The organism is Massilia sp. TSP1-1-2 (genome assembly GCF_049896185.1).
GTDB lineage: Bacteria > Pseudomonadota > Gammaproteobacteria > Burkholderiales > Burkholderiaceae_D > Telluria_A.
This window is the reverse complement of record NZ_JAFCTU010000052.1, coordinates 1-25366: the sequence shown is the minus strand read 5'-3', so window position 1 is coordinate 25366 and position 25366 is coordinate 1. Positions and strand designations below refer to the sequence as shown.

Here is a 25366-nt window from a genome sequence, read left to right as displayed (position 1 = left end):
AGCACATAGCCTTGCTGCAACATCCGACTGACACTGTTAATTAACCCAGTGTTGCGCTTGGTATTTGAAACCGCCCACCTTTGCCGCAGGGTCAACAATGCTTTGCATTTTACCCGTATTGTTACTGCGGTAATGGCAATGCATACTGACTGCTTCTAAGGGGAGAATGCAATGGACAAGTCAGGCGGCGTGTGGAGGATGGTCAGTGCGATGGGCCTGTCGGGTACGATCGGCGCCTTTGCCGTCTTCAGCGGGCAGTCGCCGCTGACGGTGGTGCTGTTTCGCTGCCTGATCGGGGCCGTGGCGCTGCTGGGGTGGCTCTGGTACACCGGCGGCTGGACCAAACTCGACCGCAGCGCCGGGGCCTGGATCGCCGCCGGCGCTGCAGCCATCATCGGCAACTGGCTGTGCCTGTTTTCGGCGTTTTCGCTATGCGGCATTTCTATTGCCACCGTGATCTATCACGTGCAACCGTTCATGCTGGTGCTGCTGGCGGCGCTGGCGCAGCGCCAGGCGCCCGACTGGCGGCAGGCGCCCTTCCTGCTGCTCGCGTTCGTGGGGGTGGCGCTGACCAGCGGCATCAACGTCAACGCACATCAACCGGCCTTGCTGCAAGGTGTCTTGCTGGCCCTGGCGGCAGGCTTCCTGTACGCCCTTGCCACGCTGGCCACGCGCAAACTGAAGGCGTATCCGCCGGCGCAAATTGCAGGGTTACAACTGGTCATCGGCGTGATCGTGCTGGCGCCAATGGCAACTTTTGAAGTGGGGAAGTTTTCAGCGCAAGCCTGGGGCAGCCTGCTGGTGGTGGGCCTGGTGCATACCGGGCTGGTCTACAACCTGATGTATGGGGCGTTCCAGCGATTGCGCGCCGAAACCATTGCCAGCCTGTCGTTCATTTATCCGGCGGTTGCCCTGGCGACCGACCTGCTGCTGTTCAACGCCAAGCTCGGCCCTTTGCAGTGGCTCGGCATGGCGCTGATTCTGACCAGCATGTTGGGCAACCAGCGGATCGGGCAAACCGTGCGGGGAAGCACAGCGGACGGACAAAGCGTCCGCCCCCAAGCTTAAAAGACGCCCAGGTCCATCAGGCTACCGCGATAGTTCTCGAGAAATTGACGCAGCAATTCCACATTCGTACGATTGAGCAGCACGTTCAGGTGCGGCGTGCGGTCCAGCTCCAGTTCCATGCGGATTGCGTCGGCAAACTGCTTGCATTGCACCGTCAGTACGCGCGGGGTGCGCAGATCGTCCCAGTCTTCCCCATAAATCTGCGGGTATGGCGCCGGGCCCGGCAAATTGGGATCCTGGTTCACCGGGATATGTTCGAGCAGCCAGAACACAATGTGCGCCGGCATCAGGACGCACGCGTCGGCGCCGCTCAACATGGAGAACTTTACCAACAGCACATTGCCGACCTTGTCGCACGACAGGGCCATGCTTTTTACTTCACGGATCACCGCTTGTTTTGCCACGACATACCTCTGGGAGATTAAAAACGCGCGGCAATTTTACCGCATCACGGGCGTGCTGAGCAATTTGCTTGCGCCCGTCGCTAGCGCGGCTTGCTGGCGCCACCTTCCTGTTTGCTGCCCGCGCGTTTTTTGTCGCCCTGGTTGTTGCCTTCCTGCTTGTTGCCTTCCTGCTTGTTGCCTTCCTGCTTGTTGCCTTCCTGCTTGTTGCCTTCCTGCTTGTTGCCTTCCTGCTTGTTGCCTTCCTGCTTGCCCGGCTCCTGCCGGTCAACGCTGCCCGAACCCGACTTCGCCGCCTGCCGGTTGCCGTGGCTCATGCTGCCTGCGCGGCGCGCCTCTTCAGACGTGAATTCGTGGGCAGTCCCCTTCTCGTGCGCTGCCTTGCCACCTTCGCTGGCGATTTCGCGCTGGCGTTGCGGGTCCATCGAAGCAAAACCGCGGTTGCTGGAACCGCCCTGTGCGCCCCGGCTGCCACCTTGCTTGTTGCCCTCTTTGCTGGTTGCCATGATTATCTCCTTGGATCGTTTATCCGAGCCCATCCGGCAGGGTGGCGATGAGCGCTCGGGCAGATCATCTTAGGCAGCACGACAGCGCGCTGCTATAGGACTGGGTTAGCCTGATTTGTAGGACAAGAAGCAGGTAGAAATGGACCTGGGAAACCGAACTAACCTCTGGTGGCAAAAGCCTGCATATCGTCCTACATCACTACGCTCCCTACTCTGATACAAGCAGCCCCAGGCCACGCGCATGATGCATATTCCCGGCGCTAATGCGGCCTCAGACGACGCACCCGATACACCACACTTTTGGAGGAATAGACCATGAACTCGAATCAACGCAGCCAGGGCAACAATCAAACGGACAACGGCGGGAATGAAAAAACCGTCTCGTCATCGCGTGGTGGCACGGTAGAAAAAGACCTCACCCAACAAGGGAACCCGCAGCAGCAACAGCAGGGCGAACAGCGGCAAGATCAGGGCGGCTCGCAAATCGATTCCCAGATGGGCCAGCAAAGCACTGACCGCACCGGTTCGCAAACCGGCAGCCAGCAGCAAGGGCAGCCGGCGCAGGCAAAATCGGATGCCATGGCAGGCGGCCTGCCTCGAGGCCCCGGCGCCGGCGGCAGCGGCAGCGGCAGCGGCAGCGGCAAGCTTGCCGCCGATGAAAATATGGATGACGATACCGGCCTGTCGAACCGGGTCAACCGACAGTCGGCCGCGCAAGATGCCGCTAGCCGCCAGTCGGAACAAAGCAACGTTGGACGGCGCGACGACGGGACGCCAGATTAACTGAGGACGTCGTCGGCGACGCTGGCCAGCGTCCCGCAGTGACTGGAAACATGGGGGGACTCGTTACTCATCCGGGATCTTTGCCATGCACCTGAGCGCCCTATGGCGCAGGACCGGCGCGTGATCGACAGCGGCGCGGCGCTCAGCAAGCATCTGGAACTGCACCTGTACCCCACCCGCAGCGGCGGCTGGTGCATCACCCACAAAGTGCCGCTGCGCGACGAGGGCGGCGCCATCGTCGGCCTGGCGGGCACCTCGCAGGACCTGGGCCTGGCCGACGAGCTGCACCCGGTGTACCGCAAGATCGCGGCCATTGCCCGGCACATCGGCGAGAACTACCACGCCAATGTGTGCATGGAAGCGCTGGCCGCCGCCGAAGGGCTCTCGCTCTCGCACGTGGAGTGCCTGTTCCAGCGCGTGTTTCACTATCCGCCGCGCTAGCTGCTGCTGCAGCCGCGCCTGGGCGCGGCGATGGGCATGATCGAGTCCGACCGCACCCACAGCATTGCCGACATCGCCTATGCGTGCGGGTATACCGATCACAGTGCATTTAGCCGCCAGTTCAAGTCGCATACGGGAATGATCCCGGTGCAATACCGCTCGCATTGCCATCGCAAGTAGCAGGCTCTGGCGTGCTCTGGAGTTTCCCTTGCATCGCTATAATTATCCGCTACACATCTTGCACGGGAATTACATGAAGCTGCTCAAAAGAACCTTGATCGCGGTCGCGGCCGGCGTTGCCATCCTTGGCGGCCTGGCCGCCTGTTCGCCGCTGGGAACGCTCAATGCCTTGTCGCCTGGCAGTGCCTTGCGCACCAGCGCGGCCGTGCCTTACGGTAGCAATCCGCGCCACAAGCTCGATATTTACACCCCGGAAAAAGCGGCTGCGAACGCACCCGTGGTCGTATTTTTCATGGGCGGCAACTGGGTCAAGGGGGAACGCGACGACTTCGCGTTCGTGGGGCGCGCGCTGGCCTCGCGCGGTTATGTGGTGGTGATTCCCGATTATCGTTTGTATCCCGAAGTGAAGTATCCGGATTTTCTCGACGATTCGGCGCAGGCCGTGGCATGGACGGCGCGCGAAATCGCCGGCTTTGGCGGCGACCCCAAGCGGTTATACGTGATGGGGCACAGCGCCGGGGCGTACAACGCGGCCATGGTGGCGCTCGATCCGCGCTATCTTGCCAAGCATGGCATGAAGGCGTCGGCACTGCGCGGCTGGATCGGCCTGGCCGGACCGTATGACTTTTTGCCGATTGAAAATACGAGCACGCGGCCCGTGTTTCATTTCCCAAATACGCCCGTGGATTCGCAGCCGATCAACCATGTCAGCGGGGAGTCGCCGCGCGCCTTGCTGATCGCGGCGAGCACCGATGCGCTGGTCAATCCTGTGCGCAACACGGGCGGGCTGGCGAACAAGCTGCGCGCTAACAATGTGTTCGTGAAAGAAATTTATTACGCCCGTGTCAATCACGTGACGCTGGTCGGCTCGCTGGCCGCGCCGCTGCGCGTGCTGGCCCCCACGCTCGACGATATCGACGCCTTTATCAAGAGCGACGCGGGGCGCGACACCGCGCGGGACACTCTGCGCAACACAGCGCAATAAACGCCGCTTCATGTGGTGCACGCGGCAACGCGCGCAAACGCGTACCGCGCTGGCGCCAGCGTGGCGCAGCAACAACGCGACCCGTCCGGCTCAAGCGACCTGGATAACTATCTGGGCGACCGAGTCGGGCAGCACGCTGGCGCGCCCCTGGCCCTGCTCGCCACTGACGCCGTAGGCACCCAGCACCCACTCCCCGGCAGCCAGGCCATCGAGCGAAAAATGGCCATCGCTGCCAGTCAGCGGCGCCATGTCGGGGAAAGGACCTGCGCCGCGCACAATCACAATGGTGGCGCCATCAACGGGTGCGCCAGTTGCCTTGAGCAGCACGCGACCTTGCAAACTGCCAGTTAAATCTTGTTCCATGATGAACCCGTTCCCGAAAAAATACTTGGAAAGGACGCCCGCCCAGGCGGGCGCTGGCCAGGCAGTGCGGATCGACGCCTGGCTTGGCCGGATCAGCGTCCGGCGGTCACAGGGCGCTCCAGTTTTTCATCCGGTCGAACACCGCCGCGGTCACGCGCGTGGCGCTATTGCCGGCAAGGCTGCCGTAATTGTGGATGCCGACCACATAGCGTTTGCCATTGCGCTTGATGTACACGGGCGCGCCGCTTTGGCCGCCGTAGGTATCGATATCGTAGATCAAGGTTTTGGGCGTGACCGACTTGACCCGCCGTTTCATGCCCCACATTTCCAGCGGTTTGTCTTCGGGGTACCCTGCCAGTACCGCGAAATTGGCCAGTAGTTGCTGGCCATCGAAGACGCCGAAGCCGAATTTACCCAGATCGTGTCCATTAAATGAGCCGGTCGGCAACACCACACAGGCGTAGTCGCACTCCGGTTTTTGACCGTTCACCCATCCTTTGACAGAGCGGAAGCTGCTGGAGACCACCACGCCATAAGGACATGTGTTTCCGTCGGCGCCTGGAACGACCTCGATTTTCCTGGCCCAACCACCCTGATCGCGCATGTAGACGCAATGCCCGGCCGTCATCAAGGTGCGGTTGCCGATGAAAAAGCCCGTGCCTCGCGCCGTCTCGCCATTCGGGTAGGTGATACGCAGCAGGCAGATGCGGCGCCATGGATCGCTGGCGGGATTCTTGATCTGCTTGCGTTGATCTTTCTGGATAATGGATTCAATCGAATAGGCGGCCTCCAGCGCCAGCGCTTCCGTCGCCTCGTTCAATTCGACGCCGGCTTCGACACCTTCCATCAATTCCCGCGCCGCCGCCGCTTGCAGCCCCTTGGCCAAGAGGGGAAAGAGGTTTTTTCCAGGCATTTTCATGCCGCCCGGCTTGGTTAAAACCGTGGCGGCCGCGCTCTTGACGACCGCCAGCGCGCGCGGCGTAAGCGCCTGGATGATCCGTTTTGCCACGGCCGGACCGATGTTGGTGACGAAGGTGGGAATCAACGCGCTGAAGATCCCGAAGAACTCCTGCTGGGAGCCTGCTTGCTGGCCATGGAGCAGAAAGCCTGCCTCATGCACATCGCCCGTTTCGAATGAGGTCGGGGCGCTGGTGCCGATCACGTCGAACAGACCTTCTTCCAGCCCCGCCTCGCCAGATTCCTCGGTGCCCGCTGCCTCGATTTGTTCAGGCGTCGCTTCGAAGTAGCCTCCCGCGCTTTCACCGTCTGCACCGGGGTTGGCAACTTCGGTGTTGAGCTCGATCGATTCCGCGCTCGACTCGACCCCCGTGATTTCAACCAGCGCCTCGCCGCTCACCTCTTCGGCGACGTACGGACCACCTTCGTCGCGCTTGGCCGGGACGCGCCCTTGCGCCGGCATGTGAAAGCCGGCACCGGCGCCAGCTGCGTCGAGCTCGTCGCCTTGTTGGTTCAACTGTGGCGCATTCTGAGCCGCATGCAGGCGACCGTCTCCGTTGAGAATGCTTGAATTGCTTGAAGCGTCATCGGCTTGATAGGTATAGCCAGATTCGTTCATGGTCTTTTCTCCTGTGAACTTGCTTGAAGGAAGTTGCTGCACTAACGCCGACCCTGGGTATTGATGTTGGCTAGTGAAAGTTCATCCTATGCGGGTATTTCGACCGGAGTTTGTGCGTTCGCAAACACGATACGGAACTGCTGGCAAGCCTCCCCTGTGCGACGCGGTTCGCGCGATGGGCGGATGACAGTGTTCGCCGCTGGCAAGGGCTTTTTAGTGAGGGACGGCGCACCTGGCGCGATGGCATGGTGCGCTTGGCTGTGGCGCGGGAGCGCGGCGCGGAAGGAGCCGCGCGCACCGGGCGAACGGCGTGGAGGTGCCCGACGGCACCCAGGAAAACACCCGCCGCAGCGGGTGGATTTCAGCTACGTTCAACGAAAATTACAACATGCTCCACTGCTTCATGCGCTCATACACGGGCTGGGTCACGCGCGTGGCGGAGTTGCCGGCGGCATTGCCGTAATTGTGGATGCCGACAACAAAGCGCTGTCCGTTCAGCTTGATATACACGGGAGCGCCGCTTTGGCCCCCCACCGTATCGATATCGTAGATCAGGGTCTTGCTTGTCACCGTTTTGATGCGCCTTCTCATGCCCCACATTTCCAGAGGCTTGTCGCCCGGATAGCCCGACAGCACCGCCGGCTTGGCCAGCAATTGCTGGCCATCGAACACGCCAAAGCCGAACTTGCCCAGATTGCGCCCGTTGAAGGCGCCCGTCGGCAGCACCACGCAGGCATAGTCGCACTCGGGCTTTTTGTTGTTGACCCAGCCACTCACCGAGCGGAAGGTGGTGGATACGACCGAGCCGTAGGGCCGTACGGCGCCGTTTGCGCCGGGGCTGACCTCGATCTTGGTGGCCCATCCTCCATGGTCGTGCAGGTACACGCAGTGTCCGGCCGTGACGAGGGCCCGACTGCCGATGAAAAAACCCGTCCCACGAAACACTTGGCCGTCGGGGAAGGTGATGCGCAGCAGGCAGATGCGGCGCCAAGGATCGCCGCCAGGATTATAGATTTTCTTGCGGTCATCCGTGCCGATGATGACTTCGATGGTCGAAGCAGCCTCGCTCAAGAGCGACGTTACTTCAGGGCCGACCTCGGCCCCGCTTTCAGTGGCCTCGCCGCCTTCCTGTGCAGCTGCCGACTCCAGCAGCTTGGCAAACATGCTGAACATGTTTTTGGCCGGCTTTCTGCCGAGACCGCCCTTTGGGAGGATGGCGCTGGCGGCGCGCTTGATACCCTGGCGCGCCAGAGGCGAGAGCGACTTCACCAACGTTTTTGCCACCGTCGGGCCGATGGCCGACACCAGCGTCGGAATCAGCGCAGCAAACAAGGGAAAGAACTCTTCGTGCGAAGGCGCGCTCTGCCCTTCGACCGCCGAGCCGGCTTCGCGCACCTCGCCCGTTTCGAACAAGCTGCCGGCGATACCGCTGATGACGTCGAACAAGCCTTCCGCGCTCCCGGACTCGGCAGCTGATTCGGCGTTGGCTGCCTCCAACTGCGCCGCAGTCGCTTCCAGTACCCCTTCCGCGCCGCTTTCCTGTGCGGCGGGGTTGCCCATCTCCGCGTTCAATTCGGCCGACTCGGCGCCCGATTCAGCGGCAAAAACTTCCAGCGCCGCTTCCCCTGCACTTTCTTCAGAGAAAAATTGCCCGCCCTTGGGAGGCAACAGGTTCCCTGGCCTGGTCAGGTTTTGGGGACGCAAAAAGCTGCTTGAACTGGGCACGTCCGTGTAGTCGTTCCCCTGGGCACTGTATTGCTGGGTACGTTGTTGCTGTGCACTTTGCGTTCCGTCGGCATACGTGCTGCCGTTGGGCGGGCCTGAACTGATTGCATTGTCGTCAGATTGAAAGTTATAGCCTGCTTCATTCATGTTGTATCTCCAATGAACTATCGCTAATAAAGGAAGGTTTTACGCATCAGCAATAAGGTGTCTGCATTGATTTTCTGCTGACGGCCAGCCATCGTAATTGGCGAACACGGCGTGCATTTGTGCGTTCGCAATCCTTTCCTCTAACTGCCGAGATGCAAGGGGATCAAGGGGCGGTGCTGACCCGGCGTGCAACGCACGGCTGCTGCCGCGACCGATAAACGTCAGCCGTACGCGATTCGTTTGACGTACGCCAGAACAGGGAGCTTCACGGCCGCTGTCCGGTCCAAGCCTGCATGAACAAAAAAATCGCGGCCGACATCCGGCACGTCTTGTCGATGTATCGCTGGCGTATCCTCGCTGCGCTGCTGTGCCTGGTCACGGCCAAGGTTGCCACGGTCGCCGTCCCGCTGGTTCTCAAGCGCATCATCGACGCGTTATCACACCCCGACCAGCTGTCGCGCTTGCCGCTTTATCTGCTGGCCGGCTACGCGCTGCTGCGTTTTCTCAGCACGCTGTTCAACGAATTGCGCGACCTGCTCTTTGTCCGCGTCACGCTGCGCACGGTCGCCACCTACGCCGAAAAAACGTTCGCCCACCTGCATGCGCTTGGCGCCGCCTTTCACGCCAAGCGCCAGATCGGCGGCTTGCTGCCTGACATCGACCGCGGCACCAGCGGCATTGCCTTCCTGCTCGGCGTGGGCCTGTTCACGATTGTCCCCACGCTGATTGAAATCGGCCTCGTGCTGGCCATCATGCTCACCCGCTACAGCGCGTGGTATGCGGCGATCATCGTGCTGATGTTCGTTGCCTACACCGTTTTTACGCTGCTGTTTACGGCGCGCCGCGTGCTCTACCAGCGGCGCGTCAACAAGCTCGACTCGGGCGCCAAGAGCCAGCTCGCCGACAGCTTGATCAACTACGACACGATCAAGTTTTTCGCCAATGAGGCGCTGGAAACGGCGCGCTTTCGTACCTTGATGCAAGGCTGGACGGAGGCCGGCATGGGCAACCAGCGCGCGCTGTTCACGCTGCACGTGGGCCAGAGCCTGGTGATCGGCGCCGGCGTGGCGGCCATCATGCTGCTGGCCGGCGACGAAGTATGGCGCGGCGGCATCAGCGTGGGCGACCTGGTGCTGGTCAATGCCTACGCATTGCAAGTGTGTTTGCCGCTCAATGCGCTCGGCTTTGTCTACCGCGAGGCGCGCGACGCCTGGGTCAATGCCGAACGCCTGTTTCAATTGCTGCGCGAACAGCCCGACCTGCCGGACTCGCCGTCGCTGCCGCGCCTGCAAGCGGGCGGCGGCGACGTCGTGTTCGAGCACGTCAGCTTTCACTATGATCCGGCGCGCCCCATCCTGCGCGACGTGAGCTTGCGCATTGCGCCCGGGCGCACGGTGGCCGTGGTCGGGCGCAGCGGGTCGGGCAAGTCGACGCTGGCGCGTTTGCTGCTGCGCCTGTATGCGCCTACGGGCGGGCGCATCCTGATCGACGGCCAGGATATCGCCCAGCTCAGCCCCGGCAGCGTGCGCGAGGCGATCGGCGTGGTGCCGCAGGAAACTGCCTTGTTTAACGACACCATCGGCTACAACATTGCCTACGGACGCGTCGGCAGCACGTTCGAGCAGATCGTGGCCGCCAGCAAGGCTGCGCATATCCATGAATTGATCGCGGCCCTGCCCGACCAGTACGACACGGCCGTCGGCGAGCGCGGCGTGAAACTGTCGGGCGGCGAAAAGCAGCGCATCGCCATCGCCCGCGCCATTTTGAAGAGTCCGGCCATCCTTATTTTCGATGAGGCAACCTCCGCACTTGATTCAGATTCAGAGCACGCCATCGAGCAGGAACTGGACCGCCTGTCGCGCAATCGAACTACTCTCATCATCGCGCATCGTCTGTCGACCATTGTGCGCGCGCACGAGATCATCGTCATGGACCGTGGCCGCATTGCCGAGCAAGGCAGCCACAAGGAACTGTTGCGCCGAGGCGGCCTGTATGCGCACTTGTGGCTGCTTCAACAGCGCGATGCGGAAACCTTGCATCGCCCATCATCATAGGGAGGCATTAATGACGGCAACTTTGGCAGCGTCGGGTACGCCGGCAGTTCTCGTGTCGGTGGTTGTGCCCACGCGCAATCGGGTGCACCTGCTCGGCCGCTGCATCGACGCCTTACTCGATCAAACGCTGTTGCCTTGCGAGTACGAAATCATCATCGTCGACGACGCTCCCGACTACCACACGCGCCAACTGGCAGCCATGTGGAGCGCGTGCGCCGCTACGCGCGGCCTGCACCTACGCTACGTGCCCAAGCATGGCGCGCGCGGCCCGGCGGCGGCGCGCAACGTGGGCTGGCGCCTGGCACGCCCCATTGTCGCCTTCACCGATGACGACGCCATTGCCATGCCATCGTGGCTGGCGCAAGGGCTGGCCGTGATTGACGATTGCACCGACGCCGTCTGCGGCCAGATCGACATTCCGTTGCCCACGCATCCCACCGACTATGAACGCAACACAAGCCTGCACGAGCAGTCCGAATTCATCGTGGCCAGCTGCTTTTTGCGCAAGTCGGTGCTCTTTGCGCTGGGCGGGTTCGACGAACGCTTTCGCCGCCCGTGGCGCGAGGACAGCGACCTGTACTTCCGCCTGCTCGACATGAGCGCGACCATCGTGCGCGCGCCGCGCTCCATCGTGATCCACCCGGTGCGACCCGCGCCGTGGGGTGTCAGCCTGCTGCAGATGCGCAAGATCGCCTTTGACGCCCTGCTCTACAAAAAGCATCCGCAACGCTACCGCGAAAAAATCCGCGCCACGCCGCGCTGGGATTACTACGCCATCGTAGCGCTGCTGGCGCTTGCGCTGGGCGCGCCGGCCGCGCATGCAAGCGTCCTGGCTGCGGCGGCCGGCGCCGCTTGGCTCGCCATGACGGGCCGGCTATGCGCGCGCCGCCTGCGCGGCACCTCGCGCCGGGTTTCGCACGTGGCCGAAATGGTGCTCACGTCGGCGCTGATTCCCCCGCTGGCCGTATTCTGGCGCATGGCCGGCGCCGTCCGCTTTCGCGTTCGTTTCGCCTGAGGAACCAGCATGCGCCCCCTCAAAATCCTGACCTGGCACACCCACGGCAGCTACCTGTACTACCTCACGCAGGCGCCGCACGCGTTCTATGTGCTCTCCAAGCCGGACCGGCCGCCCGGCTACGCAGGGCGCAGCGGTCAAATGCCATGGGGCGCCAATGTCCACGACATGCCAGCCGACAGGGCGCGCCACGAGCAGTTCGACTGCATCGTGTTCCAGGACGACCAGCAGTACGAGAAAGACCAGTACGAATTTTTAAGCGCGCAGCAGCGCGCCCTGCCCCGCATCTACATCGAGCACGACCCGCCGCGCGCGCATCCGACCGACATGCCGCATCTGGTTGATGACCCCAACGTGCTGCTGGTGCACGTGTCGCACTTTAACGCGCTGATGTACGACAGCGCACGCACGCCCACGCGCGTCATCGAGCACGGCGTGCTGGTGCCCGAGCACGTCGCCTACAGTGGCGAACTCGCCCGCGGGCTGGTCGTCATCAACCACCTTGCCCGGCGCGGGCGCCGGCTGGGTGGCGACATCTTCCAGGGAGCGCGCGCGCAAGTGCCGCTCGACCTGGTCGGCATGGCCGCCGAAGAACTCGACGGCCTTGGCGAAGTCGCGCACGCGCAGCTGCCGGCGTTCGCGGCCCGCTACCGCTTTATGTTCAACCCGATCCGCTACACCAGCCTCGGGCTGGCCGTGATCGAAGCGATGATGGTCGGCATGCCAGTCGTGGCCCTGGCCACCACGGAAATGGCGACCGTCATCGAGAACGGCCAGTCCGGGTTCATCGACACCAATCCGGCCACGCTGGTCACGCACATGCAAGCGCTGCTGCGCGAACCGCTGCTGGCGCGCCGGCTTGGCGCGCACGCCCGGCGGCGCGCGCTTGAACGCTTTGGTATCGCCCGCTTTTCCGCCGACTGGGACCGCGCATTGCGCGACGTCACCGGCATCAGGGCGGCGCGCCGGCCCGGTTCTGGATAGCCTCTTTGCCCGCCACCAGCACACTGTCAAGAACCTCACAAGGAATGACCATGTTATTCGATGAAAAGCATGTGGCCAGGTGCGCCAGCAGCACCGCGGTTCGGCGCGTTGCGATCCTGAGCGACCATGCATCGCCGCTGGCGCCCCCGGGCGGCATCGACAGCGGCGGCCAGAACGTGTATGTCGCCCACCTGGCGCGCGAACTCGCCCAGCTCGGCTACCTGGTGGACATCTTTACGCGGCGCGATTCCATGCTGCACAAGCAGGTCGTCCAGTGGCGCGAAAACATTCGCGTGGTGCACGTGCCCGCCGGACCCGCGCATCACATTCCCAAGGAACACTTACTGCCTTACATGGATGCCTTTGCCCGCTTCGTGGCGCGCTTTGCGCGGCGCCAAAGCGCCATGTACGACGTGGTGCATGCCAATTTTTTTATGTCGGGCATGGTTGCCCAGCACCTCAAGCACGCACTGGGCATTCCGTTCGTCATTACTTTCCACGCGCTGGGGCAGGTGCGCCGCCTGGCCCAGGGCGCGGCCGATGCCTTTCCTCCGGTGCGCCTGCACATCGAACAGCGCTTGATGCATGACGCCGACCGCATCATTGCCGAGTGCGCGCAAGACCGGCTGGATATGGAGCAGCTTTACGGCGCGCCTAGTGAGCGCATCGACATCGTCCCTTGCGGCTTCGACCCTCAGGAACTGTGGCCGGTTCCCCTGCGTTTGGCGCGCCAGAAATTGAGCCTTCCACTGAGCAAGTTCGTCGTGCTTCAGCTCGGTCGCATGGTGCCGCGCAAAGGCATCGACACCGTCATCGAAAGCGTGGCCGCGCTGCGCCAGTGCCACGGCGTGGACGCGATGCTGGTGGTGGTGGGCGGGGAAGCTGAGCCCAACGGCGCGCGCGACACACCCGAACTGGCCCGCTTGCGCGCGCTGGCACGTGCCCACGGCGTGAGCGACGTAGTCCAGTTCGCAGGCCGGAAAAACCGCGCCGAACTGCGCTACTTCTACAGCGCGGCAGACGTTTTCGTCACCACACCCTGGTATGAACCGTTCGGCATCACCCCGGTCGAAGCGATGGCGTGCGCGCGCCCCGTGATCGGCGCCGAAGTGGGTGGCATCAAGAGCACCATCATCAACGGCAAGACCGGCTTTCTGGTACCGGCGCGCGACCCGCAGGCGGTGGCCGACAAGCTCGCGCTGCTGCACGCCAATCCCGAGCTCGCCGCCAACATGGGCGACGAGGGCATGCGGCGCGCCTTCCAGCACTACACCTGGCGTTCCGTGGCCCAACAGGCTGCCGCCATTTACGAAACGGCCGTTAGCGACGCCGTGTTTCCTTCCCAACTGTCGCAATAGCAGGAGCCAAGCATGTCAGCAGAGCAAAATCACGAACACCAAAACAATTCAAGCAACCAAAGCAACCAAAGCCACCAAAGCCACCAGCACCGCCAGCCCCATCCATACCAGCAGTCCGACGTCGATGCGCTCGCCGGGCGCACGGTCTTCATCACCGGCGCGGCCAGCGGCCTGGGCGCCGCGCTGGCCGACGTGCTGGCCTTGTGCGGCGCCGACATCGTGGTCGCCGACATCAACCAGGCCAAGGCGGCGCAGGTGGCAGCTCGCCTGCGCGACATGGGCGCGCGCGCCTTGCCGATCGGACTGGACGTGGCCGACCCGCACAGCGCCGAGCAAGCCATCGCCAGCGCGCTCGACAACTTCGGCCGGCTCGACGTTCTGATCAACAATGCCGGCACGGACAAGACCTTGCCGATCGACGAGCTCACCGCCGAACAATGGCTACGCGTCATCAATACAAACCTGAACGGCCCCTTCCTGCTGGCCAAGCACGCCGCCGCCCACATGCGCAGCGCCGGGGGTGGCCACATCGTCAACGTCGCTTCCACCGCGGCCAAGCGCGCCTGGCCCAACGCCAGCGCCTACCACGCCAGCAAGTGGGGCTTGTTGGGCCTGTCGCACGCGCTGCACGCCGAACTGCGCCCGCACAACATCAAGGTCACCGCCGTGATCGCCGGCGGCATGCGCACGCCTTTCCTGCTCGACCGCTTCCCCGACATCGACGCCGGTTGCCTGCAAGACCCCGTCAATGTGGCCGAGGCGATCCGCGCTGTGTTGCTGATGCCGGCCGGCAGCGTGGTTGCCGAACTGACCGTATTGCCCATGCGCGAGTCGTCCTGGCCATGAGCATCAAGGCAATTTTCCTGGACAAGGATGGCACGCTGGTGGACAACATTCCCTACAATGTCGACCCACTGCGCGTATCGCTGTGCAACGGCGCCGGCGCGGCACTGCGCCTGCTGTCCAAACTGGACTACCGCTTCTTCGTGGTCAGCAACCAGGATGGGCTGGCGCACGGGCATTTCGACGAAAGTGCGCTGCACGGGGTGCGCCACCGCCTGAACGATCTGCTGTTTCGCGAACAGCTGAGCCTGGACGGCTTTTATTTCTGCCCGCACCATCCGGAAGGCAAGGTGGGCGTGTACGCGCTCAACTGCCTGTGCCGCAAGCCGATGCCGGGCATGCTGGTGCAGGCGGCGCGCGAGCACGACATTGACCTGCGCGCGTCGTGGATGGTGGGCGACATCCTCAACGACGTGGAAGCGGGCAACCGCGCCGGCTGCCGCACGATGCTAATTGACAGCGGCAATGAAACCGAATGGCGGCTGGGCAACCACCGCCTGCCCACGCGCGTGGTCGCCGACATTTACGCGGCCGCCGTGATCATTGCCGGCGAAGAGGGAGCCAGGTTATGAGCCGCGCCGAATGGCAGCACGCGCGCAATGTGCTGTGCGTGCGTCTCGATTCGCTCGGCGACGTGCTGATGTGTACGCCAGCGATGCGCGCCATCAAGGGCGATGGTCCGCGGCGCGTGGTCACGTTGCTCACCTCCGAGAGCGGCGCGGCCGCCGCGCGTTACATTCCCGAACTGGATGGCGTGCTGGCATACGCCGCGCCGTGGATGAAAAGCGAGCGCGCCCGCGGTGCGGCGCTCGACGCCGACATGCTCTCGCGCATTGCCGCGCGCCAGTTCGACGCCGCCGTCATCTTCACGTCCTACAGCCAGAGCCCGTTGCCGGCTGCGCTGCTGTGCCACATGGCCGGCATTCCGCTGCGCCTGGCGCATTGCCGCGAAAATCCGTACCTGATGTTGTCGGACTGGGTGGCGGAAGCCGAGCCGGACAAGCTGATCAGGCACGAAGTCCAACGCCAGCTCGACCTGGTAGCTGGCATCGGCTGGCAAAGCGCGAGTACCGGCCTGTCGTTCCGGGTGCCGGACCCGGCGCTGACCAAGGTACGGCGCCTGCTGGCCACGCACGGTATCGGCGCGCAAGACAAATTCATCCTGATGCACCCGGGCGCCAGCGCCCCCTCGCGTCGCTATCCCGCGCGCCTGTGGGCGCAAGTCATTTCCGGCCTGGCCGCGCGCCGCCGCGGCAGCATCGTGCTGACCGGGGAAGCGAGTGAAACGGGCTTGCTGGACGCCATTTGCGACGCCACCGGCGCGCGCGTGCTGTCGCTGGCCGGGCAACTGGACCTGGGCCAACTGGGCGCGGCCATTCAACTGGCCACGGTGATGATCTGCAACAATACCGGCCCGGCCCACATTGCGGCGGCGCTGGGCACCCCGCTGGTGGACCTGTACGCGCTGACCAATCCCCAGCACACGCCATGGCAAGTGGCGCACCGCCTGCTGTTTCACGATGTGCCATGCCGCTTTTGCTACAAGAGCTTGTGCCCGGAAGGCCACAACGACTGCTTGTCCAAGCTGGAACCAATGCGCGTGGTGCAAGCCGTTTGCAGCCTGATGGACCAGGCACCCGGCCGCCAGTCTACAAGCGACCGGTTGCCGTGGCCGGCGCGCGGCGCCTAGCACGTTTAGCACGTTTAGCACGTTTAGCACGTTTAGCACGTTTAGCACGCCAGGGTGCCGAGGGGCAGAGGGGCCAAGGGGCTAATTGGCCAAGGCGCTAAGGCGCCGGCTGGGCCACCACCCCCGGCAGCTCCCTGGTGGGTCTGGCGAACTTGCCCTTCAAATCATCCACCCCGGACTGTGGCCTGGCCAGCTTTTGCAGCTCGGCTCGCTGCTTGCGCAGCTCGGCGCTGTTGATGCCCAGCCGGCGGTCGCGCCGCTCGACCAGGGTCGGCAAGGCTTCGCCGTCCCGGTTGAACGACCAGGCCAGCATGGCCGGACCGAGCGGCAACTGGTCAGACGGGCCGCCTTCGTGACCGGTGTTCCACACGTGCCAGGTTTTCCCGTAACTGTTCATTTTGGAACGCATCAGCGCGCGTTCGGCCGGCGCGGGAATACCCGGCGCGACCAGCTGACCCGACAGGATTTCGGCATTGTGCGGGTGCCAAAACGCTTTCTCTTGCGGGGGCAAGGTAGCGAACAATTTTTCGGAAATGATGTATTCAATGCCGTTCAGGCGCGCGTTGCCGCCGTTGCTGTCAAAGAGCGTGCACTGGGCGAAATCTTCGTTCATCTGGTGACAATAGTGATGCGCTTCCATCTGGTGCTCGGGATGCTCTTTCATCGGGTGAAAGCCGACCATGTACAGGTTGAAAGGCCGCAGCGGCGCGGCCGACTGCAGCACTTTGGCGCCAGCCTCGAGCGCGATTGTCTTGGCCGACTTCGGCTCGCCCGGCACCGGCGCCGTCTGCGCCAGACAGGCGCCGCAAGCGATGCTGGCAAGCAGCGCCAGAGCGGCGGTTGTTGAATTGACCATTTGACGTGCCCTTCGCGTTGACGTGAATGGATATGACCCGTCCATGACGCGCAAGTTGCGTGATCAATCACGTTGCAAAGCCTGGCGCAACACCCTGACACCGGTCGCAGGCTTCCTGATGCATTTTTGTTGATGCCAGCGTTCAATTCCGGTTATGGTGATGACACACCGCGAAAGGAGACTGCTTGTTGAAGCGAGAAAAGCCCGTTGTTGGCCTTAAACCGGGCCTTAAACCGGGCCTGGAGCCGCCGGCCTTGCCGCAGCTGCATCTGTTGCCCATTCTGCTGAGCGGCGCCATCACACTGCTCGGCCTGCTTGTTTTAAGCGGCTGGCTGCTGCACCTGCGCGTCCTGGTCGAGTTTGGCAACGGCATGGTGGCGATGGTCGTCAATACCGCCTTGTGTTTTACGCTGGCCGGCATCGCCATCCTGCTGCCGGCGCTGCTGCGGCGCCCGATGCCGGACTTGCGCAACATGACCGGCGCCGCGCTGTCCATCCTGGGCGCGCTGATCCTCTTTGAACACGTTTTCGATCGCAATCTGGGCATCGACTGGACACTCCTGCAGGATTGGCTGCTCGACGGCAATATCCGTCCGGGCCGCATGGCGCCCAATACGGCCGTCGGCTTTATCCTGTCCGGTGCCTGCCTGATCCTGATGACGCGCATCGCGAGCAAGGCGCAGGAGCGCCTGTTCCAGATCCTGATCTTTTGCGTGGCCACGATCGGCCTGACCGGGCTGGTGGGCTATACGCTCGCGCCCGAGCAGCTTTTTGGTTGGGCCCGTTCGGCGCGCATGGCGCTGCACACCGCCGCCGCCATGTTGGCGCTGGCGGTGGCAATGTGGTCAAGCTGGCACCATCTACAACGCGGCGAGGGCACCCGCTATTTCGGGCTGGATGACCGCATCGGCTTCATGAGCGCGGCAATTCTGTGCGTCAGCACGTTTACGGCTGGCATGACCGGCTTCGTCTTCCAGCAAACCTTACTGGAAGGTTCCCTGCGCGATAAGCTGCAGTCCAGGCTGGACGGCCAGCGCAGGGTCATCTATACCGTGGTCACCCAGGCCCGCACAGCCGCCGAGCATGCTGGGGGCGACCGCGAATTGACGGCGCATGCGGCCGTGGTTGCCGGCGGCAACGCCAGCGAAGCCGACAAAACCTTGCTCATGGCTGAGATGGACGATTTGGTGCGCGCACGTTTTTTGGGCGCCGCGCTATGGTCGGTGCAGGGCAAACTGCTGTACGCCGCCGGCGCAACCGTCCCGCCGCCTGGCGCCGGCGCACTCGCACTGCCCGGGCACGCCCACCAAACAGCGGCGCTGGTCTGGGACCAGGAGATCATGCTCGACACCAGCATCGCCTTGCTTGCCGATGGCAAGGCCTATGCCAGGCTGGATCTGCGCCAGCGCCTGCCTATCTTGCAAACGCAACTGTTCGACTTGCGCGGGCTGGGCGAGACTGGCGAAATCGTCATCTGCGCCGGGCGTGTGGCCACGCTGGTATGCCTGCCCTCGGGCCGCCAAAAAGCCACGTACACGATCAAGCGCGTCAATATTGCGCGCCTGCCGCTACCGATGAGCCTGGCCGTAGATGGCAAGGAAGGCTTGCTGGCCATGCTGGACTACAAGGGCAACAATGTGATGGCCGCGTATGCGCCGCTGTCGGACAACCTGGGCTTGGTCGTCAAGCAGGATTCCATTGAACTGTACAGCGTGGTGCGTACCCAGCTCAAGCTGGTAATCCCCGTGCTGCTGCTGTTATTGCTCGGCGGCGCCCTGCTGATGCGCATGCAGATTCGCCCGCTTGTTGCGCGCCTGATCCGTTCTGAACGCCAGGCCCGGGACAAGCAGCTGGAAATGAACGCCCTGGTGGGCAGCGTGGGCGAAGGCATCGTGACCATGAACGAGCAAGGCATGATCGAATCGTTCAACCAGGCTGCCGCCAGCATTTTCGGCTACGCGCCGGCAGAAGTGATCGGCAAGTCGATGCAGCTGTTGATGCCGCCCGAAATGCGCCAGGCGCACCACAACGGCATGCGCAACTACCTGTCGACGGGCAAGGCAAAAGTGATCGGCACTCCCAATGTTGAACTGCCGGGTTTGCGCAAGGATGGCACGCGTTTCACGCTGGAACTCACTGTCAACGAAATCCAGTACGATTCGCGACGCGCGTTTGTGGGCATCGTGCGCGACATTACCGAACGCAAACAGGTCGAAGCGAAACTGATCCACCTGGCGCAGTACGACGCGTTGACGGGCTTACCGAACCGGGCCCTGTTCATGGACCGGCTGGCCGGCGCCACGCTGCGCGCCAACCGCGCCAACCGGGCGCTGGCGGTCCTGTTCCTGGACCTCGATGGCTTCAAGAAAATCAACGATACGCTCGGACACCACAGCGGCGACGAGCTGCTGCGTAAATTCGGCGAACGCCTTAGCCTGGCCGTTCGCAAGTCGGACACGGTGGCGCGCCTGGCGGGCGACGAATTTACCATCATCCTCGAAGAACTGAGCGACCCGCAAACCGACACGCGCGCAGTGGCCGACAAGATCATCGGCGCCATGCGTCACCCATTCGACCTGGCCGACGGCAGCGTCAGCGTCACCACCAGCATTGGCATTGCCATCCACGCCGGCGCGGGCGCCAATGTGGAAGAGCTGTTACGCAAGGCCGACGATGCGATGTACCGGGCGAAATTCAGCGGCAAGAACCGCTGGAGCAACTAGCAGTCCGACAGGCTGCTACGCGAGCAGGCGCGAGTGCTTGGGCAGTTTGGCCGACAGGTAGTCGTGTTGATCGACCAGCACGTTCCTGCCGCTGAGAATGAAGTGTTCGAAGCGGCACGGCGCGTAGGGCACGTACAGCAATGGCCGGAAATCATGCACGAACTTGGACCCTTTAGCCTGGTTGCACGCCTTGCAGGCCGTCACGCAATTCATCCAGCTATCCTTGCCGCCGTGGGTGCGGGCCAGGATGTGATCGCGCGACAGATGCTGGCGTGCAAAGACGTTGCCGCAGAAGGCACAGGTGTGGCGGTCGCGCGCGAACAGCAAGTTGTTGTCGTCGCCCAGCGGCAATTCCTGGCGCAGCATACGCGTCATGCGTTCGCTGCCGGAGATGGCGATGATGGGCTTGACCGTGAGCGTCGAGAGCACGCCCGCATTCGAGACGCCCCCGCGAAACAGGAATTCGCGCTCGCCAAGTTCCCACGCAACCTTATGGGTCGCATAATAATGGATCGCTTCCTGCGCCGTAATCCAGTCGAATGGATTGCCGGCAATGTCGAGTGCGAGAATCTGCGGAGTCATAAAAAATCACCTCTACTACAATATTAGTTGAAAACGGGCGTGCGCGGACGTTCAGCCGTGTCCGGGTTGAAATGAGGGAAGGAAAAGGACAGGTTTTGGACGAAAACGCCACATATGACAGAGCCGGGGCGAAAAATAGATGGAGTGAGCTGCCGGATTCGAACCGGCGCACGACGGCTTTGCAGGCCGCGCCCTTGGACCTCTCGGGCAAGCTCACATGAAAGGACGTTGCCGCGAGCGCTGCACCGGGAGGGTATTGAAAGTGCGAGGTGGTGCGGGGAGCTGGAATCGAACCAGCATTTCCGGCTTTTCAGACCGGCACTTTGCCTGTTAAGTTATCCCCACGATGAAAACTGGTCCCACCGGCAGAATTCGAATCTGCAGCCTCTGGCTTCGTAGACCAGCGCTCTTCCACTTGAGCTACGGTGGGGAAAACAATGCTGGCCGAAGCGAGCGTATAAGTGGGTTGACGTACGGGGATCGAACCAGTGACCCTTGGAATCACAATCCAGAACTCTACCAACTGAGCTAACGTCAACATGGAAACGGGCAGTGGATGCAGGATTCGAACCTGCGACAACTTGAGTCAAAGTCATACCATCTGAGCTAATCCACAACTGAACAACATTGCACAAGCACTCTCGGGCGCAATCTGGCCCTGGCAGGGCCATGCGCCCGTTGAAAGCGCTTGTGGAATGGAGCGGGAACATCGTTCCTGCCCCGGTCCCCTCCGCATTGGCAGCGCACGTGAGGGTGCGCTACCGATGCAGGCGGAACCAAAAAAAACCTGTCCAAATTGTCAAAGAACATGCATCGGATCCGGGTTGTCCGGGCGACGGCCTCAAACTGAAAGGGCTTGCCTGCAAGCTGTGCGAAAAAGTGCGAAAAACAAAAAGGGCTCGGTGTCCTTGCGGAACATCCGAGCCCTGGAGCTTGACCTTGCGGTCAGCCGGTGAGAAGTTCGTTCTCCCGGCTAGGGGTTGTCCCCTCGGATGTGGTGTGTGTGCCAAGCGCAATGGCCTCGGAAACCGGCCTGCTTGGGGTCATGGCGATGGGAAAAGTCTGGCTGCACCCGGCATGCGCCGGCGGCATCGGTCTGCTGAAGCGAAGCGAACTGCACAGTCGCAAGCAGCGCCAGACCGGGCGCATTGCGCTCGGTTGTCATCTGTTGTTGCGCCGTTGTTTTCACTTTGCGTCCTGAATATAGTGTTGGTGTAGGCCCATTGCTGGGCGAGTGAATGCATTCTCACACGCCAAAAAACGAAAGGCAAGCAAATATTGAAAATAGTTTGCATAAGATGCAAATAAAACGCTTCAGGTAGCAATATTTGCGACCGGTGCAAACAAAATAGTACGTTCGGCAGTATGATGGCGCCTGTCGTAGTGAGGTACGACAAACCCATGACCAACACACACGCCCCTGCCCCCAAGCGAACACTCGCACCCCAACGAAAAGCTGTCCTGCGCGTCCAGGTGCTGATGGCTGAACACGACATTCGCTTTGTGACAGAGCTGTGGAAGCGGCTGAACGCAATGGGCGTGGATATTTCCCATTCGCAGCTGACCCGCGTTGTCAACAACAGCACCAAATCCTTGAGCATCGACTTGCTCGAAGGATTGGCCACGCTGTTCGACTGTCCAGTCTCGTCCTTGTTCAAGGACGTCTCGGCCGAGCCCGCCTAAAACCCTTGTCCGGCTGCATGAAGTTTGTCGCATTTGTTTCTGCGATGCAGTACCATTTCGTCTTCGCAATTAGTTCCCATCCCGGCCAAGACTTTGCCCCGCTCGATCCCCCATTTCTCACCCCGCCTGCCCTACCGCAACATGGCGCCGCGCGCTTTACAGGAACACGACCATGTTGAACAAGAGTAGCAGGCCGGACACCGACAAGCAGCGCCAGCGAGCAGCATCGCGCCTGGTCGTGCTGGCGCTGTGCGTGGCCGTCGCGGCGGCAGCCCTGGCCGAGCTGCGGCGCTGGTCGAGCGACCGCAGTGAAGCGAGGTCGCCGGCCCGCATCGAAACCGCGGCCAAGGGCGACGTCAGGCTGACCAAACTGGCCGACGACCTGATTCCGATGCCGGCCGGCGTGCCGTCGGCGCACGCCAGCACCCTGGCCGCCTTGCCCGGCGGCGCCTTGATGGCTTTCTGGTGGGCTGGCAGCCGCGAAAGCGGACCGGACGTGAAGGTCTACTCGTCGCGCCTTGAAAAAGGTGTCTGGAGCGCCACGCGCGAAGTGGCAACCCGGGAGTCGCTGGGCCAGGCCCTGGGCTTTGGCATTCGCCGCATCGGCAACCCGGTCGCCTGGACCGACCGCAACGGCAAGGTCCACTTGTACGTTACCACTACGGGCCTAGGTGGCTGGGCCGCCTCGCGCATCGTGCACCTGGTCTCGACCGACCAGGGCGACAACTTTGGCGTGCTGCGCGTACTGCCGATGTCGCCCATGTTCAATACCAGCGTCCTGATCCGTACCACGCCGGTTGCGCTGGTCGACGGCGGCTGGTGGCTGCCCGCGTACTTCGAACTTGGCATCAAATACCCGATATTGATGGCGTTCGACGACAAGGGAGACCCACGCTGGCTGACCCGCATCGGAACCCGCACCACCACCTTGCAACCGGCGCTGGCGGCCACGTCGGGCACTGAAGCGCACGCCTGGATGCGCGACGCCGGCAACGAGCACAAGGTGCAGCACGCCATCAGCCACGACGCCGGCGCCAGCTGGGCAGACCAGCCGCCGCTTGAGATGGGGAACCACAGCAGCTCGGTCGCCGCTTACCGGCTCACGCACGGGGGCATGCTGATGCTCAATAACCACGTGCGGCCGGGCGATTCGGCCCGCAACGTCCTGCGCCTGTCGCATTCGAACGACGCCGCCTCCTGGAAGCAGGTGCTCGACGTTGTGCAAGGCAACAACGACGAAGAGTTTTCCTATCCGGCCTTGCAACAAATCGGCGACGAACTGCACATCACTTATACTTCGCGGCGCCAGGCGATCGGGCACCAGGTCTATCGCATCAGTTACGAAAGTTCACAGTAATGCACCTGCCCGACCTCGGACTGCAGTTTATTTACGCTCGCCTGGCTTGGGGCATTGTCCTGGCCGCGCTCTTTGTGGCCCTGTGGCCGCGCCGGTTTGCGTTATCAAGCCGCGCTGTCGCGTTGCTAACGCTCGTCATGGTGGCGTTGCAAGCCATGCCCGGCGCCGCCTCACCCGCTTACTGGCTGGGGCTGGCCTTTCAATGGCCGAGCGCGATGCTGGTTGGCTTGTGCGTTGCCACGCTGTACCTGAACGGCAAACCGGGCAGCCGCGTCATGCCGGACAAGCTGGCTATGCTGATTGCGGCAAGCGGCATCGTGCTGTACCTCGACGCTTTTGGCTTGATTTCCATCGGCTTTTTTTACTGGGGCTTTGGGCCCTACGCCGCGCCAATGCTTGGGCTGCTGCTTGCCGTTGGCAGCGCCGTTGCCTTGGCTCGCGGCAAGCTGATGCCCCCCGCTTTTGCCTTGCTGGTGGCGATGATGGGCTTTTCGATCCTGCGCCTGCCAACTGGCAATATCTGGGATGCCTTGATCGATCCGCTGCTGTGGGGATGGGCGCTGGTGTCGCTGGCCCGTCAGGGGACGCGGCGCGTATTTCCGGTGGCTGCGGCTGCACGGTCGACACCGCTTTAACACATTTACGAACAACAAGGAGTAAGGTCTGTGACAACGAACAAGTGGTCTATCCATCCCGTCATCGTGGCGGCCATCGCCATCAATATCTGCGCCCTCGCCTTGGCGGTGGCCTGGTCCGGCAACGAAACGCGCATGTTCACGCTGCTGCATGAAGATGGCATTGTTGAGTGGATGCAGTTCCTGTGCTTTACGGTGATTGCCGCCATGCTCGCCTACGTCGCCATCGACCGCGCAACGCGCTTGCCGCGCAGCACGCTGGCCGTGCTCGGCATTGCCGGCATCAGCCTGGTTGTGGCACTGGCGGCGATGGAGGAAATTAGCTGGTTCCAGCGCGTGCTGAACGTGCCGAGCCCGGAATTTTTCGCGGTAAACAACCGCCAGGCCGAAATGAATCTGCATAACCTGGCGCTGGGGAAGGGCAGTATCCATAAGACCATCTTGCTCAAGTTGATTGTCCTGATCGGCCTGGTTCACAACGTGGTGCTGCCGCTGCTGGCCCGCTCGCGCCCTGGGATCCGCCGCTTTGTGGAGTCGCTCGGCCTGTACTTGCCGCCGCTGACAGCGTCGTTTGCGTACATTTTGCTGGTTATCTTGTCGAACGTGCTGATCGACCATCCGCGCAAGGGTGAGCTGGGCGAACTGTTTGGCGCCACGCACTACCTGTCGACGGCGTTTGCCGCCTATGTGATTGGATCGAACTACGACAGCCCGGCACTGATCGAGCACGAGGTCGACGCGCGCAAGGTAACGGTGCTGTTCATTATGGTGATGGCCTTCCTGGTGCTGATGGCGTGGATGCTGACCTCGGTTAGCCGGATGGGTGCTGTGTAAAGTTTTGCAGGGCGGTGAGCGCACTGGCGGGGGTGCCGACTGTGGCGGCCGGCGCCGACCATCCGTCTACAGGGCCGCAGCAGCAACAGCCATGCGTTTGCTGTGAAATCGTTGGCCCAACTTCATGACTGAGAAAACACGATGCAGGGAATTGCCATAAACGGAACGATGCTGCACGAAGTTCGGATGCTGATGGAGCCGTACCAAAAAGGCACTGTAAGCAGCCTTTTGTACCCTAAAACTCGGATACGTTTCACGACTGACGGGCACGAACTTCGTCTGTGGTTTCCGGCGATGCTGGCGCTTGAACTATACCGTTCCGGGACACTGCCGCAGGATGCGAAGGAGGAATTTTCGGTCAGCGTCAGTGGCAAGAAAGTTGGAAACTATCGCGTCATCGACTTCAGATACCCAGGCGCGAGTGGGAGCGGCGTCGATATATTGATGGTCTTAGCGAAGGTGGACAAGGTCGTGCCACAGTAAGGGACCTTGAACCGCCGGTGACTGTTCAGCCGCTATGCTGCGAGCTGGATAGGATTGCCTGTGAAGGCCCGAAGCAAGACCTCCAGCATTCCAT

At 62.4% G+C, this 25366-nt stretch carries 26 protein-coding genes and 4 tRNA genes; 19 read left to right on the top strand and 11 right to left on the bottom strand.

All coding sequences use genetic code 11. The features are described from left to right. Window positions 1-171: 171 nt before the first annotated feature. Window positions 172-1068: a DMT family transporter gene (locus tag ACP7BV_RS25720; protein WP_426107731.1), complete on the top strand. Its 897-nt coding sequence runs from the start codon at window positions 172-174 to the stop codon at window positions 1066-1068. Here the strand turns inward: ACP7BV_RS25720 and ACP7BV_RS25715 are convergent. After that, window positions 1065-1472: a hypothetical protein gene (locus ACP7BV_RS25715; RefSeq protein WP_426107730.1), complete on the bottom strand. Its 408-nt coding sequence runs from the start codon at window positions 1470-1472 to the stop codon at window positions 1065-1067. The two genes, ACP7BV_RS25720 and ACP7BV_RS25715, sit on opposite strands and share 4 nt — an antisense overlap. 80 nt (window positions 1473-1552) lie before the next feature. Next, window positions 1553-1975 (bottom strand): KGG domain-containing protein, encoded by a 423-nt coding sequence (locus tag ACP7BV_RS25710; RefSeq protein WP_426107729.1) that lies wholly within the window; start codon window positions 1973-1975, stop codon window positions 1553-1555. A gap of 315 nt (window positions 1976-2290) precedes the next feature. On the opposite strand from ACP7BV_RS25710, the gene ACP7BV_RS25705 reads away from it, so the two are divergent. From ACP7BV_RS25705 to ACP7BV_RS25690, 4 genes are all read left to right on the top strand, one after another. Continuing rightward, on the top strand, window positions 2291-2758 hold the full coding sequence (locus tag ACP7BV_RS25705) for a hypothetical protein (RefSeq protein WP_426107728.1): 468 nt from the start codon (window positions 2291-2293) through the stop codon (window positions 2756-2758). A 42-nt stretch (window positions 2759-2800) separates the two neighbouring features. Beyond that, a complete protein-coding gene (locus tag ACP7BV_RS25700; protein ID WP_426107733.1) occupies window positions 2801-3199 on the top strand; it encodes a PAS domain-containing protein in 399 nt (132 codons plus the stop codon). Further along, window positions 3200-3379, top strand: coding sequence for a helix-turn-helix domain-containing protein (locus tag ACP7BV_RS25695; RefSeq protein ID WP_426107732.1), 180 nt, complete (start codon window positions 3200-3202; stop codon window positions 3377-3379). It begins immediately after the preceding gene. Between the two features lie 73 nt (window positions 3380-3452). Beyond that, window positions 3453-4364: an alpha/beta hydrolase gene (locus ACP7BV_RS25690; RefSeq protein ID WP_426107727.1), complete on the top strand. Its 912-nt coding sequence runs from the start codon at window positions 3453-3455 to the stop codon at window positions 4362-4364. A gap of 90 nt (window positions 4365-4454) precedes the next feature. Here the strand turns inward: ACP7BV_RS25690 and ACP7BV_RS25685 are convergent, their stop codons facing one another. The 3 genes from ACP7BV_RS25685 to ACP7BV_RS25675 all read right to left on the bottom strand — a co-directional run bounded on the left by ACP7BV_RS25685 (window position 4455) and on the right by ACP7BV_RS25675 (window position 8175). After that, window positions 4455-4727 (bottom strand): carboxypeptidase-like regulatory domain-containing protein, encoded by a 273-nt coding sequence (locus ACP7BV_RS25685; protein WP_426107726.1) that lies wholly within the window; start codon window positions 4725-4727, stop codon window positions 4455-4457. 106 nt (window positions 4728-4833) lie between these two features. Beyond that, entirely contained in the window at window positions 4834-6303 is a 1470-nt protein-coding gene (locus ACP7BV_RS25680; RefSeq protein WP_426107725.1) for a trypsin-like serine peptidase, read from the bottom strand. A 381-nt stretch (window positions 6304-6684) separates the two neighbouring features. Then, complete coding sequence (locus tag ACP7BV_RS25675; RefSeq protein WP_426107724.1) at window positions 6685-8175, bottom strand: trypsin-like serine peptidase; 1491 nt, start codon at window positions 8173-8175, stop codon at window positions 6685-6687. 293 nt (window positions 8176-8468) lie between these two features. Here ACP7BV_RS25675 and ACP7BV_RS25670 point away from each other — a divergent pair, with 293 nt between their 5' ends. The 7 genes from ACP7BV_RS25670 to ACP7BV_RS25640 are packed head-to-tail and all read left to right on the top strand — an operon-like array spanning window position 8469 to window position 16119. Continuing rightward, window positions 8469-10229: an ABCB family ABC transporter ATP-binding protein/permease gene (locus ACP7BV_RS25670; RefSeq protein ID WP_426107723.1), complete on the top strand. Its 1761-nt coding sequence runs from the start codon at window positions 8469-8471 to the stop codon at window positions 10227-10229. 10 nt (window positions 10230-10239) lie between these two features. Continuing rightward, window positions 10240-11244 (top strand): glycosyltransferase family 2 protein, encoded by a 1005-nt coding sequence (locus tag ACP7BV_RS25665; RefSeq protein WP_426107722.1) that lies wholly within the window; start codon window positions 10240-10242, stop codon window positions 11242-11244. Between the two features lie 9 nt (window positions 11245-11253). Then, a complete protein-coding gene (locus ACP7BV_RS25660; RefSeq protein ID WP_426107721.1) occupies window positions 11254-12228 on the top strand; it encodes a glycosyltransferase family 4 protein in 975 nt (324 codons plus the stop codon). A 50-nt stretch (window positions 12229-12278) separates the two neighbouring features. Then, entirely contained in the window at window positions 12279-13586 is a 1308-nt protein-coding gene (locus tag ACP7BV_RS25655; RefSeq protein ID WP_426107720.1) for a glycosyltransferase, read from the top strand. A gap of 12 nt (window positions 13587-13598) precedes the next feature. After that, window positions 13599-14432, top strand: a complete 834-nt coding sequence (locus tag ACP7BV_RS25650; protein ID WP_426107719.1) for an SDR family oxidoreductase — start codon at window positions 13599-13601, stop codon at window positions 14430-14432. Further along, window positions 14429-15001, top strand: a complete 573-nt coding sequence (locus tag ACP7BV_RS25645) for a D-glycero-alpha-D-manno-heptose-1,7-bisphosphate 7-phosphatase (RefSeq protein ID WP_426107718.1) — start codon at window positions 14429-14431, stop codon at window positions 14999-15001. Before ACP7BV_RS25650 ends, ACP7BV_RS25645 begins: the two co-directional genes overlap by 4 nt. Next, entirely contained in the window at window positions 14998-16119 is a 1122-nt protein-coding gene (locus tag ACP7BV_RS25640; protein ID WP_426107717.1) for a glycosyltransferase family 9 protein, read from the top strand. Before ACP7BV_RS25645 ends, ACP7BV_RS25640 begins: the two co-directional genes overlap by 4 nt. Before the next feature lie 97 nt (window positions 16120-16216). Here ACP7BV_RS25640 and ACP7BV_RS25635 read toward each other — a convergent pair whose 3' ends face one another. Further along, the gene (locus tag ACP7BV_RS25635; RefSeq protein WP_426107716.1) at window positions 16217-16975 is read right to left on the bottom strand and encodes an OBAP family protein; all 759 of its coding nucleotides are present in this window, start codon (window positions 16973-16975) and stop codon (window positions 16217-16219) included. Between the two features lie 188 nt (window positions 16976-17163). On the opposite strand from ACP7BV_RS25635, the gene ACP7BV_RS25630 reads away from it, so the two are divergent. Continuing rightward, window positions 17164-19698 (top strand): diguanylate cyclase domain-containing protein, encoded by a 2535-nt coding sequence (locus ACP7BV_RS25630; RefSeq protein ID WP_426107715.1) that lies wholly within the window; start codon window positions 17164-17166, stop codon window positions 19696-19698. 15 nt (window positions 19699-19713) lie between these two features. On the opposite strand, the gene ACP7BV_RS25625 is transcribed toward ACP7BV_RS25630, so the two are convergent. From ACP7BV_RS25625 to ACP7BV_RS25605, 5 genes are all read right to left on the bottom strand, one after another. Further along, window positions 19714-20280, bottom strand: a complete 567-nt coding sequence (locus tag ACP7BV_RS25625) for an HNH endonuclease (protein WP_426107714.1) — start codon at window positions 20278-20280, stop codon at window positions 19714-19716. Between the two features lie 140 nt (window positions 20281-20420). Further along, a tRNA-Cys gene (locus tag ACP7BV_RS25620) sits at window positions 20421-20497 on the bottom strand. Window positions 20498-20550: 53 nt separating this feature from the next. After that, a tRNA-Phe gene (locus tag ACP7BV_RS25615) sits at window positions 20551-20625 on the bottom strand. Window positions 20626-20634: 9 nt separating this feature from the next. After that, window positions 20635-20710: transfer RNA gene (locus ACP7BV_RS25610), tRNA-Arg, on the bottom strand. Window positions 20711-20742: 32 nt separating this feature from the next. Continuing rightward, window positions 20743-20818 (bottom strand) — tRNA-His (locus ACP7BV_RS25605). Between the two features lie 477 nt (window positions 20819-21295). Between ACP7BV_RS25605 and ACP7BV_RS25600 the strand changes: the two genes are divergently transcribed. The 6 genes from ACP7BV_RS25600 (at window position 21296) to ACP7BV_RS25575 (ending at window position 25272) form a co-directional block, all read left to right on the top strand. Continuing rightward, window positions 21296-21481 (top strand): hypothetical protein, encoded by a 186-nt coding sequence (locus ACP7BV_RS25600; protein ID WP_426107713.1) that lies wholly within the window; start codon window positions 21296-21298, stop codon window positions 21479-21481. 200 nt (window positions 21482-21681) lie between these two features. After that, on the top strand, window positions 21682-21963 hold the full coding sequence (locus ACP7BV_RS25595) for a helix-turn-helix domain-containing protein (RefSeq protein ID WP_426107712.1): 282 nt from the start codon (window positions 21682-21684) through the stop codon (window positions 21961-21963). 172 nt (window positions 21964-22135) lie between these two features. Continuing rightward, complete coding sequence (locus ACP7BV_RS25590; protein WP_426107711.1) at window positions 22136-23320, top strand: exo-alpha-sialidase; 1185 nt, start codon at window positions 22136-22138, stop codon at window positions 23318-23320. Further along, window positions 23320-23955, top strand: a complete 636-nt coding sequence (locus ACP7BV_RS25585) for a hypothetical protein (protein WP_426107710.1) — start codon at window positions 23320-23322, stop codon at window positions 23953-23955. Before ACP7BV_RS25590 ends, ACP7BV_RS25585 begins: the two co-directional genes overlap by 1 nt. A gap of 30 nt (window positions 23956-23985) precedes the next feature. Next, a complete protein-coding gene (locus tag ACP7BV_RS25580) occupies window positions 23986-24789 on the top strand; it encodes a hypothetical protein (protein WP_426107709.1) in 804 nt (267 codons plus the stop codon). 141 nt (window positions 24790-24930) lie between these two features. Next, window positions 24931-25272: a hypothetical protein gene (locus ACP7BV_RS25575; protein WP_426107708.1), complete on the top strand. Its 342-nt coding sequence runs from the start codon at window positions 24931-24933 to the stop codon at window positions 25270-25272. The last annotated feature ends 94 nt before the right edge of the window (window positions 25273-25366 follow it).

Coding starts and splice junctions, on each gene's coding strand:
- ACP7BV_RS25720 (WP_426107731.1), top strand. CDS start 172: ATGGACAAGTCAGGCGGCGTGTGGAGGATGGTCAGTGCGATGGGCCTG.
- ACP7BV_RS25710 (WP_426107729.1), bottom strand. CDS start 1,975: ATGGCAACCAGCAAAGAGGGCAACAAGCAAGGTGGCAGCCGGGGCGCA.
- ACP7BV_RS25705 (WP_426107728.1), top strand. CDS start 2,291: ATGAACTCGAATCAACGCAGCCAGGGCAACAATCAAACGGACAACGGC.
- ACP7BV_RS25690 (WP_426107727.1), top strand. CDS start 3,453: ATGAAGCTGCTCAAAAGAACCTTGATCGCGGTCGCGGCCGGCGTTGCC.
- ACP7BV_RS25685 (WP_426107726.1), bottom strand. CDS start 4,727: ATGGAACAAGATTTAACTGGCAGTTTGCAAGGTCGCGTGCTGCTCAAG.
- ACP7BV_RS25680 (WP_426107725.1), bottom strand. CDS start 6,303: ATGAACGAATCTGGCTATACCTATCAAGCCGATGACGCTTCAAGCAAT.
- ACP7BV_RS25675 (WP_426107724.1), bottom strand. CDS start 8,175: ATGAATGAAGCAGGCTATAACTTTCAATCTGACGACAATGCAATCAGT.
- ACP7BV_RS25670 (WP_426107723.1), top strand. CDS start 8,469: ATGAACAAAAAAATCGCGGCCGACATCCGGCACGTCTTGTCGATGTAT.
- ACP7BV_RS25665 (WP_426107722.1), top strand. CDS start 10,240: ATGACGGCAACTTTGGCAGCGTCGGGTACGCCGGCAGTTCTCGTGTCG.
- ACP7BV_RS25660 (WP_426107721.1), top strand. CDS start 11,254: ATGCGCCCCCTCAAAATCCTGACCTGGCACACCCACGGCAGCTACCTG.
- ACP7BV_RS25655 (WP_426107720.1), top strand. CDS start 12,279: ATGTTATTCGATGAAAAGCATGTGGCCAGGTGCGCCAGCAGCACCGCG.
- ACP7BV_RS25650 (WP_426107719.1), top strand. CDS start 13,599: ATGTCAGCAGAGCAAAATCACGAACACCAAAACAATTCAAGCAACCAA.
- ACP7BV_RS25645 (WP_426107718.1), top strand. CDS start 14,429: ATGAGCATCAAGGCAATTTTCCTGGACAAGGATGGCACGCTGGTGGAC.
- ACP7BV_RS25640 (WP_426107717.1), top strand. CDS start 14,998: ATGAGCCGCGCCGAATGGCAGCACGCGCGCAATGTGCTGTGCGTGCGT.
- ACP7BV_RS25635 (WP_426107716.1), bottom strand. CDS start 16,975: ATGGTCAATTCAACAACCGCCGCTCTGGCGCTGCTTGCCAGCATCGCT.
- ACP7BV_RS25625 (WP_426107714.1), bottom strand. CDS start 20,280: ATGACTCCGCAGATTCTCGCACTCGACATTGCCGGCAATCCATTCGAC.
- ACP7BV_RS25600 (WP_426107713.1), top strand. CDS start 21,296: ATGGCCTCGGAAACCGGCCTGCTTGGGGTCATGGCGATGGGAAAAGTC.
- ACP7BV_RS25595 (WP_426107712.1), top strand. CDS start 21,682: ATGACCAACACACACGCCCCTGCCCCCAAGCGAACACTCGCACCCCAA.
- ACP7BV_RS25590 (WP_426107711.1), top strand. CDS start 22,136: ATGTTGAACAAGAGTAGCAGGCCGGACACCGACAAGCAGCGCCAGCGA.
- ACP7BV_RS25585 (WP_426107710.1), top strand. CDS start 23,320: ATGCACCTGCCCGACCTCGGACTGCAGTTTATTTACGCTCGCCTGGCT.
- ACP7BV_RS25575 (WP_426107708.1), top strand. CDS start 24,931: ATGCAGGGAATTGCCATAAACGGAACGATGCTGCACGAAGTTCGGATG.